This is a genomic window from Giesbergeria sp. (assembly GCF_028686475.1).
Lineage (GTDB): Bacteria > Pseudomonadota > Gammaproteobacteria > Burkholderiales > Burkholderiaceae_C > Simplicispira.
On the sequence record NZ_JAQUCA010000005.1, the window covers coordinates 130,789 to 143,598 of the forward strand.

Here is a 12,810-nt window from a genome sequence, read left to right on the forward strand (position 1 = left end):
TACAAATCTGATGACTTTTGATTCTTCGCCATCCCGCCCCCGGCTGGCCCTGTTTGACCTAGACCATACCCTGCTGCCCCTCGATTCTGATTATGAATGGGGCGAGTTCACCACCCGTATCGGCTGGACAGACCCGCAAGCCTTCAGCCGCCGCAACGCCGCGTTTTATGCCGACTACCAAGCAGGTACCCTCGACATCCATGACTATGTGCGTTTTGCCACCGAGGCCGTGCGCCGCCAAGGCCCACAAGCTGCTGCAGCCGCCCATGCACGCTTTATGCAGGAAGTGATTGCCCCCGCTATCCGCCCCCAAGCCTTAGCGCTGCTGCGCCAGCACCAGCAGGCGGGGGACCGGGTCATCATCATCACGGCCACCAACGAGTTTGTGACACGCCCCATTGCCCAAGCCCTGGGGGTGGATGAGATTTTGGCCACCGAACTAGAACGCGGCCCCGATGGCTGGTTGACCGGCAACATCTTGGGCGAACCCAATATGCGCGAAGGTAAAGTGCGCCGCATGGCCCAATGGTTGGCAGCGCAACAATGGGGCTGGGACGATGTGCATAGCACCTTTTACAGCGACTCCAGCAACGACATCCCCCTGTTAGAGCAGGTGAACGAACCCGTCGCTACCAACCCCGATGCCCGTCTGCGCGCCTTGGCGCAACAACGCGGCTGGCGCACCCTTGATTTGTTTGGTGGTGACGACGCATGATTAAAAAATTTATCGACCAGCTCCTCTCTAAGGCCAGCTCCAGTAGCCGCCACGCCAAATCCCGGTTTGGCAAACGGGTAGAAGTCCCCCCCGAAGTGCATGGCATTGACCCCACTTTGGTGGACGAGCGCGCCGCCGATGTGGTGCGCGTACTCAAAGATGCGGGCTTTGAAGCCTATATCGTCGGTGGTGCGGTACGCGATTTGCTACTGGGCTTGCAGCCCAAGGATTTTGACATCGCCACCAATGCCACGCCCGAGCAAGTGCGCGATTTATTCCGCCGTGCCTTCATCATCGGCAAGCGCTTTCGCATCGTGCATGTCGTCTATGGCCACGGCAAAGAAAGCGATGTGATAGAGGTCTCTACCTTCCGCGCCATGCTAGACAACACTGCCGCCGAGCAAGTCAGTGGCAACGAAAAAACCAGCCGCCGCGCCTTGGCCGGAATGCAGCACGCCGTCGATGCCAGTGGCCGCGTGTTGCGCGATAACGTCTGGGGCAGCCAAGAAGAAGATGCCGCACGGCGCGACTTCACGCTCAACGCCATGTACTACGACCCTGAAACGCAAATTTTGGTCGATTACCACCAAGGCATTGAAGACGCGAAGAAAAAGCTACTCCGCATGATTGGCGACCCCGCACCGCGCTACCGCGAAGACCCGGTACGCATCATCCGGGCGGTGCGCTTTGCTGCAAAACTCAGTGGTTTGGGCTTTGCGCTCGAACTCAAAACCGCCGCCCCACTGGTGCAATCACAAGCCTTGCTGGCCGATATACCGCAAAGCCGCCTGTTTGACGAGGTACTCAAACTGCTGCAAACTGGCCACGCCTTGGCCACGATAGAGCAACTGCACAAGTTGGGGCTATCAAAAGGCATTTACCCGCTGCTGGATGTGGTGGTAGAACGCGCTGACAGCGATTTTGTCCACGCTGCCCTGAGCGACACTGACCGCCGCGTCCGCGAAGGCAAGCCGGTAGCCCCCAGCTTTTTGCTGGCCTGTGTCTTGTGGGAAGACGTGCGTGACAACTGGAGCCGCCGCCAGCAAGCCGGCGAATTGCTCCTGTCTGCCCTCAACGATGCAATTGACGACACGCTCAACCTGCGTATTGGCGACATCTCGGGCCGAGGCAAACTGGCCGCCGACATGCGCGAAATTTGGGTCATGCAGCCGCGTTTTGAAAAACGTGCTGGGCGCATACCCGACAGCATGGTGGCGCAATTGCGCTTCCGTGCAGGTTTTGATTTTCTCTGGTTGCGCGCCGAAGTGGGCGAAGTCAACGAAGCCTTGGCCGAGTGGTGGCAAGAATACAGCAGCGCCGACCAATACCGCCGTCAAGACCTGTTAGAGCAAGCGCGCGAAGAGCAAAGAGCCCTCCAGCGCGCCCAACAAGCCCTGGTGCGCCGCGTAGCCAAGCCCGCAGCTGCTGGAGCCGCGCCCACCCTGCCCGAAGACCAAGCCAGCAGCCCCCCAGAAGAAGACAGCAGCGCCCCCAAAAAGCGCCGCCGCCGTCGGCGTAAACCCGGCACCGGCCCTGATGCCCGCCCGCCCGCAAACCATGCAGAGTAAGCCGCTCGCCACCAGCTTGGCTTGGATTGGCTTAGGGGCCAATCTAGGCGATAGCACAGCCACCTTGGCGTGGGCCTTAGAGCAACTGCACCAGCAAGCACACGTGCAAGTGCAACGGGCCTCCTCGCTTTACCGCAGTGCGCCGGTGGATGCCACGGGGCCAGATTACATCAACGCGGTGGCCGAGTTAAGCACTACTTTGGCCCCCCAAGCCCTGCTAGAGTGCTTGCAAGGGCTAGAGTTGGCTGCTGGCCGCCAGCGCCCCTACCGCAACGCGCCGCGCACGCTGGATTTGGACATCGTCTGGTTTGGTGAACAACAAATTGCCACCCCCAGCCTGACCGTGCCGCACCCGCGTTGGCACGAACGCGCTTTTGTGCTGCACCCCTTGGCCGAGCTGTTGCCCGAGCGCATCAGCGCCAGTCAGCTACAAGCCGTGCAGACACAGCGCATAGAACGCCTGCCACAGCGCTGGACGGCTTGGGCGGTTTAACGGCGGCGCAAAATATGGATGAACTCTTTGTTTTCCGTTTTTTGCTCCACCAACTCGTTGCCGGTTTGCTTGGCAAACGCCTGAAAATCACGCTGTGAGCCGACATCCGTGGCCAGCACCTTGAGCAACTGGCCGCTTTGCATATCGGCCAACGCCTTTTTGGCCTTCAAAATTGGCAGCGGGCAATTGAGGCCACGCGCATCTACTTCTTTACTGATTATCATTTGTTATCACCCCTGTATTAGGCCGGAAAGACCCCGGTAGAAAGATAGCGGTCACCCCGGTCGCACACCACAAACACAATCGTGGCATCGCGCTCACGCGCGGCAATTTGCTGGGCCACCCAGCAGGCCCCTGCGGCAGAAATACCCGCAAAAATGCCCTCCTCGCGCGCCAGACGGCGGCACATCTCTTCGGCATCGTTTTGGCTGACCAACAGCAGCTCATCGACGGCTTTGGCATCGTAAATAGCGGGCATGTACGCCGCTGGCCATTTGCGAATCCCCGGAATGCGCGAGCCTTCTTGTGGCTGTGCGCCAATGATGCGAATGGCCGGATTTTTTTCCTTCAAAAAGCGCGACACCCCCGTGATGGTGCCGGTCGTGCCCATCGCCGAGACAAAATGCGTGATGCGCCCTGCCGTTTGCTCCCACAACTCGGGGCCGGTGGTTTCGTAATGGATGCGCGGGTTGTCGGCGTTGGCAAATTGGTCTAACACCACGCCTTTGCCCTGCTGGGCCATGCTGGTGGCCAAGTCGCGCGCATACTCCATGCCACCGCTTTTAGGGGTTAGCACCAACTCCGCCCCAAAGGCTTTCATGGTTTGGGCGCGTTCAATCGACAGGTCTTCGGGCATGATAAGTACCATGCGATAGCCCTTGACTGCCGCAGCCATCGCCAAGGCAATACCCGTGTTGCCCGAAGTGGCTTCGATTAAAGTATCGCCCGGTTGAATCGTGCCACGCTCTTCAGCGCGGCGAATCATCGACAGCGCGGGCCGGTCTTTGACCGAACCGGCGGGGTTGTTGCCCTCTAGTTTGCCCAGCACGACATTGCCACGCTGGGCGTTGGTGGCCGCTTCAATGCGTTGCAAGACCACCAATGGCGTGTGGCCGACAACATTTTCAATGGTTGGATATGTTTTCATGGCCATAAATGTGCCATAATTCGGGCTTACACAAATTACCCGCCCGGGTGGTGAAATTGGTAGACGCGCTGGACTCAAAATCCTGTTCCGAAAGGAGTGCCGGTTCGATTCCGGCCCCGGGCACCAAACAACAAAAGCTCCATTGTTTACGCAATGGGGCTTTTTTGTTGCCTCAAAGGCCCGTTCCCACCATGAAGATTGATGTCAAAATTTTGGATGCGCGCCTAGCGCAGCAATTGCCCGCCTACGCTACCCCCGGCAGTGCAGGCTTAGATTTGCGCGCCTGCCTAGAGGCCCCCCTGACTTTGCAGCCCGGCAGTTGCGAACTCATCCCCACCGGCTTGGCCATCCATTTGTGTGATGCGGGCTATGCTGGGCTGATTTTGCCGCGCTCAGGGTTAGGGCACAAACATGGCATCGTGTTGGGCAATTTGGTCGGCCTGATTGACAGCGACTACCAAGGCCAATTGATGGTCAGTGCTTGGAACCGCAGCACGCAGGCGTTTACCATAGCACCGATGGAGCGTTTAGCACAATTGGTCGTGGTGCCGGTGGTGCAAGCACAGTTTCAGGTGGTGTCAGAGTTTGCGGCCAGCAGTGTGCGTGGCGTAGGGGGATATGGCTCCACTGGCACCGCCTAAGCGCCTAAACGCCTAAACGCCTAGTTCATCCATCCAGTGGCATGGCTGCATGCTGTTTTTGTTGAGGAGTTGTTTATGTCCCGCCTGTTACAGCGCGCCAGCAGCGCCGTTTTGGTCATTACTTGTGCCGCCCTGACCGCCTGTGCGGTCTATCCGCCGCCCGGACAACCGGTCTATGCCGATCCGGCCAACAGCTATGGGCCTGCCGTGGCCCCCAACCCCGGTACCGAGTTTGGGCGCATCACGCGCATTGAGCGCCTCAACTACGCCACCGAGCGCCAAAGTTCGGGCTTAGGCGCTTTGGCCGGTGCCGTGCTTGGTAGCTTGATTGGTAGCCAAGTGGGCCGTGGTGGTGGCAGTGCAGCTGCCGCAGGTTTGGGCTTTATCGGTGGTGCCGTCTTGGGCGATGCCGTAGAAAGCGGCGGCAACCAAGGCGCAGGCCATTCGCTGGTGTACCGCATCACCATCCGCACCGACCGCAATACCACACGGGCGTTTGATGTCAGCTCGCCCGGCGATTTGCGCCCCGGAGACCGGGTGCAGGTCTATCAGGGTGAAATTTCCCGCTATTGAATTTTTTCAGTGCAACAACGGGTTACCCGGAACCAAAGGCTGCACCCGAAAAAACCCTGTGCCGGTGGTGCCGCTGCCAATTTCTGCTTCGGTGGCCTCGCGCACGCCACACACTTTGAGCTGCAAGCGGATAGCAATGCCCGCCAACGGGTGGTTGCCATCCAGCACCACATGGTCGGGGTAGAGTTCGGCCACGGTATAGACTACATTTTGTGGCATGTCCGGGTTGCAGCCAGAGGGCAAAGCGCTGCCGTCAAACACCATGCCTTCTTCGATTTCAGCCGGAAAAAGTTGGCGCGGTTCTAAAAACAGCAGTTGGTCATTAAAGTCGCCAAAAGCCTCTTCGGGTTCTAGGTGCAAAGACAAACTGGCCCCGACGCTGTGGCCCTGCAAGGCTTCTTCGATACGGGCCAATAAATCATCGCCACCGACCAAAAACTCTACTGGCTCGTCCAGCACGTCCAACTCCTCACCCAAAGTGTCGGTGAGCGTCCAAGTAAGTGCGACTACGCATTGTTCTGTGATTTCCATAGCAGAATTGTCGCAGTTTGAGCAACAAGCCCTGACCGGGCTGGAGAATTTTTATGGATACCAAGCAAGCCCTTGCCTTATTAGCGGGTCTGACCCCAGCACAGTTTATGCGCCAACACTGGCAGAAAAAACCTCTGCTGGTGCGCCAAGCCATTCCGGGTTTTAAGGCACTGTTATCACGCCCCGAATTGTTCGCGCTGGCGGCCCAAGAAGGGGTTGAATCGCGTTTGGTACAGCAACAAGCCGGGGTGTGGACGCTGCGCCACGGCCCCGTGCCACGGCGCGCTTTACCCCCCTTGCAACGCCCAGATTGGACGCTGCTGGTACAAGGGGTGGACTTGCACCACGATGGCATCCATGCCTTGCTGCAGCAATTTCGTTTTGTGCCCGATGCGCGCTTAGACGATGTGATGATCAGCTACGCCAGCGCGGGTGGGGGTGTCGGCCCACACTTTGACAGCTACGATGTATTTTTGCTGCAAGCCCAAGGCCGTCGCCGCTGGCGCATTGGACGGCAAAAAAGCCTGACCCTGCGCGACGATGTACCCATGAAAATCTTGGCCCAGTTTGAGCCAGAAGAAGAATACATCTTGGAGCCGGGCGACATGCTCTATCTGCCACCGCGTTGGGCGCACGATGGCATCGCCGAAGGGGGCGACTGCATGACCTATTCGGTGGGCTTTCGGGTGCCCGAGCGCGTCGATTTGGCGCAAGAACTGCTGGTGCGCTTGGCCGACGAAGACGAAAGCGAGACCGAACGGCTGTTGTACCAAGACCCGAAACAAGCCGCCGTGACCGAGGCCGCCGAAATTCCAACCCAACTGCACGATTTTGCCCGCCAAGCGCTGGCGTGGGCCTTGCAACAGCCGCAAACCCTGGAGCGCGCCTTGGGCGAATACCTGACCGAACCCAAAGCGAATGTTTGGTTTGAACCCGGCCCCCAAGGCGTGATGCTAGAGCAGGTGGTGTTAGACCGACGCACGCGCATGATGTACGACGCAGAACACATCTTTATCAACGGCGAAAGCTACCGCGCTGGCGGCGAGGATGCCCAATTAATGCGCCAATTGGCCAACACCCGCCGTTTAGATGGCCAAGCTTTGGCCAGCGCCAGCGACGATGCGCTGGAATTGCTCTCCTCTTGGTGCGATGCCGGTTGGCTGCATCCCCAAACTATCACCCCGGAGCGTTAAACCATGTTGGCCCCTTTGCCCGAAGGGCGCTTTGTCGGGCGCGAAGCCTTTCAGCAACTGGTGCGCGATGCCTTGGCCACCGCTGCGGCCCAAGGCTGGCGTGAAATCATCCTCAGTGATGCGGACTTTCATGATTGGCCCTTGGGCGAGCGGGCTGTGCAAGCCTCTTTGCAAGCATGGGCTGGCAGTGGGCGGCGCATGACAGTGTTGGCCAGCAACTACGATGAAGTGGTGCGCCGCCATGCCCGCTTTGTGCAGTGGCGGCGCACTTGGGACCACATTCTGACTTGTCGCCGCAGCCCGGCAGCAGACCGGCTGGATTTGCCCAGCGTGATTTGGTCGCCCGCTTGGGTGTTGCACCGCCTAGACCCCGAACGCTGCAATGGCATCACGGGCGCCGAGCCAGAGCGGCGCGTGCTGCTACGCGAAAGCCTGAACGAGTGGCTATACAACAAAAGTACGCCCGGATTTCCGGCCAGCACCTTGGGTTTGTAAGCAAAACAGCGGCAGCGGCGCTTTTAGTCTTTGACATCCTCTCCGGGCTAAACCCCGGAGATTCCTACTGCTAGACGACGATGGCCCGCCGCGAGAATGTTCCGTGCTGCATTCACGTCGCGGTCGTGTGCCGCCCCGCAATCGCTGCACGTCCATGCTCTTATTCCAAGTCCTGCCCTACCTTTCGGACTGCTGGCAGGTATGACCCCGCAGCACGAGCAAGTCTGGGTTGAATACGCTTCGTTCACTTCCATAAAGACGATACCGGCCTGATGGCTCTTGTATTCCAACATCGTCTTCAGTGATGACCAGCCCGCATCCAGCGTGGACTTGGCCATCTTGGTTTTGACCAGTTTGGCACTGGCCACGTCGCCCACGAAGATGGCGGCATTTTTTCGCACCAGCGTTGTGCTGAACTGGTGCATATCGTCTTTGCGCTGATTCTTTATCTTGGCGTGAATCGCCTTGACGCGCTTTTTCTTGTTGGCCCGCTGTGCTTTGGCCAGTTCTAATTCATACTCACGATACCAACGTCCGTGCAATTGTTGTTCGTTGGATGCCGTGGCGCAGTCTTTGAGTCCGAGGTCTATGCCCACGGCTGGTGCAGGCAGTCGGGGGCCAATGAATTCTGGAAGCTCTACTGTGACGTTGAAATACCAGCGGCCCCGGCTGTCTTCCGTGAACGAACCAGCGCGCAACTCATAGTTGGACAGACCGTAGCTGTCCCACAGGCTGAACTTCTGGCCTGCAAAGTGGATTTGTCCAGCTTTGTAGTTGGCGTGCCCGCCTTTGAATGGCACCCAACCCAGCGAATACTTAGACGAATTGGGATTGGAGACGCGCCAATTGAGCCGTGTTTTCTTGAATTGCTTACGCCGCGTGGCGTACTCGACGCACACCAATTGCACCGTGCCACTGCCTACGCTTACGCCATCACACTTGCTATAACCAGCGGTGTATTTTTGCAGGTCGTAGCCCGACAGATACTTGGACTTGCCATGAAAAGGCCGCGCCGCTTTGGCCGATATTTCGTTGATGTGGTTCCAGACCTGATTGACCTCGCGTGCCATCTGACGCAGCACTTTGGCGTGCTTATCTTTGATGCGGAGTTGAAGGGTTCTGGTACTCACAATGGACATTGTCATAGGCGATGCAGCACAAAAAAACCACAGGCCGTACCGGCCCGTTCGCTCGAACCTCGGGCGCAACCCCGAGGCTTGCCGCGAACAGGCCGGTCAGATTATTGCAACGTTGCAGATGTGGAGCCACAGCTTAGCGTTAGCCACTATTGACGAAATCCCAATATAATCGCGGATTGTAATAAAGTAAGCGCAAAAAAACTTGCGCTCTTTTGCCAAAGCGTATCTTGGCCAAACTTGGCTTGACGTGGTGGCAAAACCGTTTTTGACTGTCCAACTAGGAAACCTGTAATGAACAAGACCCTCGTCATCGCTTCGCTGATTGCAGCTGCCGCTCTGGCCGCTTGCGGTAAAAAAGAAACCCCTCCCCCTGCACCCGCACCTGCTCCCGTAGAAGCACCCGCTCCTGCTCCTGCTCCAGCACCAGCCCCTGAAGCTGCTCCTGCTGCTGCCCCTGCCGCTGATGGCGCAGCTGCTCCTGCGGCCGCCCCCGGCGCTGCTCCTGCTGACGCAGCTGCTGGTGCTGCTGCCGCTGCTGGCGATGCCGCTAAGGCTGCTGGCGATGCTGCTGCTGGTGCCGCCAATGCTGCTGGCGATGCTGCTAAGGCCGCTGGTGCTGCTGCTGCCGCAGTGGGCGATGCCGCTAAGGCTGCTGCTGATGCCGCCGCCGCTGCTGCCGCACCTGCTGCTGCCAAGTAATTGATGCTTTTGTGGTGCCTGTGGCACCACAAAATAGTTAAAGCCCCGTGCTAACGCAACGGGGCTTTTTTGTAGCTGGCGCTTTTGGCTTATTTCAGCTCATCAGCCAATACGCGCACCATGCTGGCAGCGCTGGCCGATGTCTCGGCGATACCGCTGGCGTTGAGCACCGAAACGCTAGAGCTTTCGCCTTGGCTGCTGACCAAAATGCGGTATTTTTCTGGCGCGATGACAGGGTCGCCTTTAAATAGTTTGCCAAAAAAGCCCGGCTCGGGTTTGCCGGTGTTGCTGGGCACATAGCGCACAAAATACAAACCTTGGCTGCGGTCGCGGTCTTCGACGGTAAAGCCGGTGCGGTCTAGCGCCAGCCCAACACGGCGCCAAGCGCGGTCAAAGCCATCGTTGAGTTGCAGCACGGGGCTGTTGTTGATGGTTTGTATGCGCGCACTGGGCTGCTGCTGGGGTGCTGCATTGGCCGTAATGGCTTGGGCCTGCTCTTTGCTGGCCCCCAGTTTGACCATGATGCGGCGCAAAAACTCGGTTTCTAACTCGGGGTCGGCAGGGCGGGGTTGCCAGTGGGTAGCATCTTTGCTGCTGTTGCTATACACCTCTGCCATGCCCCGGTGGGTGACATAAATTTCGGTGCCGCCGCTGGCGTTGCGTTCTAGCCGAATGCGGAATTTGTCGCGCTCGCCGGTGGAATACACCGAATCGAGGATTTTGCCCAAGGCCGAGCGGATAAAGTCTTGCGGCAGTTTGGCGCGGTTTTCGGCCCAATCGGTTTCCATGATGCCCACTTTGGCATCGTCTTGCACCAGCACAAAGCCGTTTTCTTGCCAAAAATCGCGTACTGGCTCCCACAGTTGCTCTGCTGGGCGCTTGACCACCAACCAGCGCTGGCTGCCGTCGCGCTCCATACGCACATCGCCCAAGCTGTTGATGGCGGTGGTCGGGCCTACGGGTTGTGCCGTTTGTTGGGTTTGCAAGGCATTGGCCGACACCACACCGCCGGGCGTGGCATAGCGGCTATCGCGCGCGAGTTGCTGCAAATCGGGCGGTACCTCTAGCGAGGCCGCCTTGGTGGCACTTTTGTAGTTGATTTTGTCGCTCTCTAGGGCCGAGCAGGCCGACAGCGCAATCGTCAGGCCCAGCAGGCCCAATCGTGCAATAGGGGTTGGTTTCACAAAATCCTCGAAAACAAACAACAGGCAGGCAGGCTGAGGGATTACAGCAAGCTGGCGCTACGCAAGGCGGCTTCGACCACGGCTTCGTTGCTGGCGCTTAGGGGGGTCATGGGTAGGCGCAGGGTGCCACCGCACAGGCCCATACGCTGCATGGCCCACTTGACTGGGATGGGGTTGGCCTCGATAAACAAGTGCTTGTGTACCGGCATGAGTTGCAATTGGATTTGCATGGCGCGGCTGATGTTGCCTGCCAGTGCGGCCACGCACAGCTCATTCATCAGGCGCGGGGCCACGTTGGCCGTGACGCTGATGTTGCCATGCCCACCGCACAGCATCAGCGCGACAGCGGTAGGGTCATCGCCCGAATAGATACCAAAACCTGCGGGCACATCGCGAATCAGCCACTGGGCGCGCTCAATGTTGCCGGTGGCCTCTTTGATACCAATGATGCCGGGCACTTGGGCCAAGCGCAACACGGTGTCGTGCTGCATATCGGCCACCGAACGCCCCGGCACGTTGTACAAGATGATGGGCAAATCACCCGTAGCTTCGGCAATCGCCTTGAAGTGCTGGTATTGGCCTTCTTGCGTGGGCTTGTTGTAATAGGGCACGACTTGCAATTGGCTATCGGCACCCACGCTTTTGGCAAACTTGGCCAGCTCAATCGCCTCTGCGGTGGAGTTGGCCCCGCAACCGGCCATGATGGGCACGCGCTTGGCCGCTTGCTCTACCGCCACGCGGATAATTTCGCAATGCTCTTGCACATTCACGGTGGGCGATTCGCCTGTGGTGCCGACCACGCCGATGCAGTCGGTACCTTCGGCAATGTGCCAATCAATGAGTTTACGCAGGGTGGGGTAATCGACGCTGCCGTCTTCGTGCATAGGGGTGACGAGGGCGACAATGCTGCCGGTGAGGGAGACGCTAGAGGTGGTCATGTCCGCAGAGGTAAACGGGTAAAAGGGCATTCTAACTAGAGGCCGGGTGGTGCGACAGCCGCATCTACCCCATAAGTACCTCATCAAAAACAAGCCCAGACCTGATCGGCCACCATGACCATGAAATCAGGCTGGGTATAGAGGGCAAATACTGCCAGCAAAATCAGCAAGATAGCAGGCCACGCCAGCCAGCGCAGCCAATTTTTACGGCTCGAAGAGGTCATGGTGTTTGCAGTGCCGGACGTTGAATGGCCTGCTCCTTAATCGGCAAACTGACCAAGGCGGCCACGATGCCCAACACCACCGCAATGTTCCAAACCATGTTGTAGCTGCCGGTGCTATCGTACCAATAGCCGCCCAGCCACACGCCCATAAAACTGCCCAGTTGGTGGCTAAAAAAGACAAAGCCGCCCAACATCGACAAATGCTGCACGCCAAAAATTTGCGCTACTGTGGCATTGGTGGGCGGCACGGTAGAAAGCCACAGCGTACCCATCACCGCCGAGAATACATACACCGACCACGCCGACAAAGGTGCCCATAAAAACAGCACAATCGCCACCGAGCGCGTGAAATAAATCGTCGCCAAAATATGGCGCTTGGGCATACGCTGGCCCAAGCTACCCGTGAGATACGAGCCAATCACGTTAAACAAGCCAATCAGCGCCAGCGCATGGCTGCCTACCTCGGGCGAAAACCCATGATCGCGCAGGTAGCTGGGCATGTGTACGCCAATAAACACCACCTGAAAGCCACAGACGAAATAAGCCCCCGTCAGCAGCAAAAAGCTGGGGTAGCGCAAGGCCTCGCCCAAGGCTTGGGCAATGCTTTGCTGCCGCTGTGCTGGCGCATGCCCCTGAAAACCCGGCTCGCGCAGGCCCAGTGCCAACGGCACAATGAACAACACCATCACCCCCAAAGCCAGCAAAGATTGCTGCCAGCCCAAGCTGCTGATTAAAAATCCCTCCACCGGCACCATCAAAAACTGGCCAAAAGAGCCTGCCGCTGCCGCTACCCCCATCGCCCACGAGCGCTTATCAGGGGCAATTTGTCGCCCCACCACACCATAAATCACGGCATAGGTGGTGCCCGCTTGGGCGGCACCAATCAACACCCCCGCAGTCAGGGCAAACCAAGTCGGGTTGGGCGACCAAGCCATGCCTGCCAGCCCCAGCGTATACAACAGCGCACAACCGGCCAGCACCTTGAAGGCTCCAAAGCGGTCTGCGGCCATGCCCATGAATACGCCAATCAAACCCCAAGACAAGTTTTGCACCGCCAAGGCGAAGGCAAAGGATTGGCGCGTCCAGCCCATTTCTTGGGTAATGGGTTGCAGCCACAGACCAAAGCCGTGGCGAATGCCCATCGACAGGGTAACAATGGCCGCACCACAGGCCAGTATCTGAAACATCGACAGCGGGCGTGGCGCAGCAGAAGACGACAAAGAAGCAGAAGAAGCAGAAGACATGGGGGCAACTGTAGCGCCAAGCGCGT

General features: G+C 58.5%; 16 protein-coding genes and 1 tRNA gene. 9 read left to right on the plus strand and 8 right to left on the minus strand.

Annotated elements, in window-relative coordinates; translation table 11 throughout:
- Positions 1–10 precede the first annotated feature (10 nt).
- Genes PHX60_RS05105 through folK form a run of 3 tightly spaced genes read left to right on the plus strand, consistent with a single transcriptional unit; the run spans position 11 to position 2,776 of the window.
- Positions 11–715, plus strand: coding sequence for an HAD family hydrolase (locus PHX60_RS05105; protein ID WP_300075482.1), 705 nt, complete (start codon positions 11–13; stop codon positions 713–715).
- The gene (pcnB, locus tag PHX60_RS05110; RefSeq protein ID WP_300075484.1) at positions 712–2,283 is read left to right on the plus strand and encodes a polynucleotide adenylyltransferase PcnB; all 1,572 of its coding nucleotides are present in this window, start codon (positions 712–714) and stop codon (positions 2,281–2,283) included. The genes PHX60_RS05105 and pcnB overlap by 4 nt, the downstream gene beginning before the upstream one ends.
- The gene (gene folK, locus PHX60_RS05115) at positions 2,252–2,776 is read left to right on the plus strand and encodes a 2-amino-4-hydroxy-6-hydroxymethyldihydropteridine diphosphokinase (RefSeq protein ID WP_300075486.1); all 525 of its coding nucleotides are present in this window, start codon (positions 2,252–2,254) and stop codon (positions 2,774–2,776) included. The genes pcnB and folK overlap by 32 nt, the downstream gene beginning before the upstream one ends.
- Here the strand turns inward: folK and PHX60_RS05120 are convergent.
- Both PHX60_RS05120 and cysM read right to left on the minus strand, forming a co-directional pair.
- The gene (locus PHX60_RS05120; RefSeq protein ID WP_300075488.1) at positions 2,773–3,000 is read right to left on the minus strand and encodes a sulfurtransferase TusA family protein; all 228 of its coding nucleotides are present in this window, start codon (positions 2,998–3,000) and stop codon (positions 2,773–2,775) included. The two genes, folK and PHX60_RS05120, sit on opposite strands and share 4 nt — an antisense overlap.
- A 17-nt stretch (positions 3,001–3,017) precedes the next feature.
- Positions 3,018–3,923 carry a cysteine synthase CysM gene (gene cysM, locus PHX60_RS05125; protein WP_300075490.1) on the minus strand — a complete coding sequence of 302 codons (906 nt, stop codon included), beginning with the start codon at positions 3,921–3,923 and terminating at the stop codon, positions 3,018–3,020.
- Positions 3,924–3,964: 41 nt separating this feature from the next.
- On the opposite strand from cysM, the gene PHX60_RS05130 reads away from it, so the two are divergent.
- The 3 genes from PHX60_RS05130 (at position 3,965) to PHX60_RS05140 (ending at position 5,137) form a co-directional block, all read left to right on the plus strand.
- A tRNA-Leu gene (locus PHX60_RS05130) sits at positions 3,965–4,049 on the plus strand.
- Positions 4,050–4,114: 65 nt separating this feature from the next.
- The gene (dut, locus tag PHX60_RS05135; RefSeq protein ID WP_300075492.1) at positions 4,115–4,564 is read left to right on the plus strand and encodes a dUTP diphosphatase; all 450 of its coding nucleotides are present in this window, start codon (positions 4,115–4,117) and stop codon (positions 4,562–4,564) included.
- A gap of 75 nt (positions 4,565–4,639) precedes the next feature.
- Positions 4,640–5,137: a hypothetical protein gene (locus PHX60_RS05140; protein WP_300075494.1), complete on the plus strand. Its 498-nt coding sequence runs from the start codon at positions 4,640–4,642 to the stop codon at positions 5,135–5,137.
- A 6-nt stretch (positions 5,138–5,143) separates the two neighbouring features.
- Here PHX60_RS05140 and PHX60_RS05145 read toward each other — a convergent pair whose 3' ends face one another.
- The gene (locus PHX60_RS05145) at positions 5,144–5,668 is read right to left on the minus strand and encodes an FKBP-type peptidyl-prolyl cis-trans isomerase (protein WP_300075497.1); all 525 of its coding nucleotides are present in this window, start codon (positions 5,666–5,668) and stop codon (positions 5,144–5,146) included.
- 53 nt (positions 5,669–5,721) lie between these two features.
- Between PHX60_RS05145 and PHX60_RS05150 the strand changes: the two genes are divergently transcribed.
- Positions 5,722–6,861, plus strand: a complete 1,140-nt coding sequence (locus PHX60_RS05150) for a cupin domain-containing protein (RefSeq protein ID WP_300075499.1) — start codon at positions 5,722–5,724, stop codon at positions 6,859–6,861.
- A gap of 3 nt (positions 6,862–6,864) precedes the next feature.
- Positions 6,865–7,356 carry a hypothetical protein gene (locus PHX60_RS05155; RefSeq protein ID WP_300075501.1) on the plus strand — a complete coding sequence of 164 codons (492 nt, stop codon included), beginning with the start codon at positions 6,865–6,867 and terminating at the stop codon, positions 7,354–7,356.
- A 47-nt stretch (positions 7,357–7,403) separates the two neighbouring features.
- Here PHX60_RS05155 and PHX60_RS05160 read toward each other — a convergent pair whose 3' ends face one another.
- Positions 7,404–8,501, minus strand: coding sequence for a transposase (locus tag PHX60_RS05160; RefSeq protein ID WP_300075503.1), 1,098 nt, complete (start codon positions 8,499–8,501; stop codon positions 7,404–7,406).
- A gap of 285 nt (positions 8,502–8,786) precedes the next feature.
- Between PHX60_RS05160 and PHX60_RS05165 the strand changes: the two genes are divergently transcribed.
- Positions 8,787–9,194, plus strand: a complete 408-nt coding sequence (locus tag PHX60_RS05165) for a hypothetical protein (protein ID WP_300075505.1) — start codon at positions 8,787–8,789, stop codon at positions 9,192–9,194.
- An 89-nt stretch (positions 9,195–9,283) separates the two neighbouring features.
- Here PHX60_RS05165 and bamC read toward each other — a convergent pair whose 3' ends face one another.
- The 4 genes from bamC to PHX60_RS05185 all read right to left on the minus strand — a co-directional run bounded on the left by bamC (position 9,284) and on the right by PHX60_RS05185 (position 12,784).
- A complete protein-coding gene (bamC, locus tag PHX60_RS05170) occupies positions 9,284–10,378 on the minus strand; it encodes an outer membrane protein assembly factor BamC (protein ID WP_300075508.1) in 1,095 nt (364 codons plus the stop codon).
- Positions 10,379–10,419: 41 nt separating this feature from the next.
- Entirely contained in the window at positions 10,420–11,316 is an 897-nt protein-coding gene (dapA, locus tag PHX60_RS05175) for a 4-hydroxy-tetrahydrodipicolinate synthase (protein ID WP_300075510.1), read from the minus strand.
- 83 nt (positions 11,317–11,399) lie between these two features.
- Positions 11,400–11,540, minus strand: coding sequence for a hypothetical protein (locus PHX60_RS05180; RefSeq protein WP_300075512.1), 141 nt, complete (start codon positions 11,538–11,540; stop codon positions 11,400–11,402).
- Entirely contained in the window at positions 11,537–12,784 is a 1,248-nt protein-coding gene (locus PHX60_RS05185; RefSeq protein WP_300075514.1) for an MFS transporter, read from the minus strand. Before PHX60_RS05185 ends, PHX60_RS05180 begins: the two co-directional genes overlap by 4 nt.
- Positions 12,785–12,810: the final 26 nt, after the last annotated feature.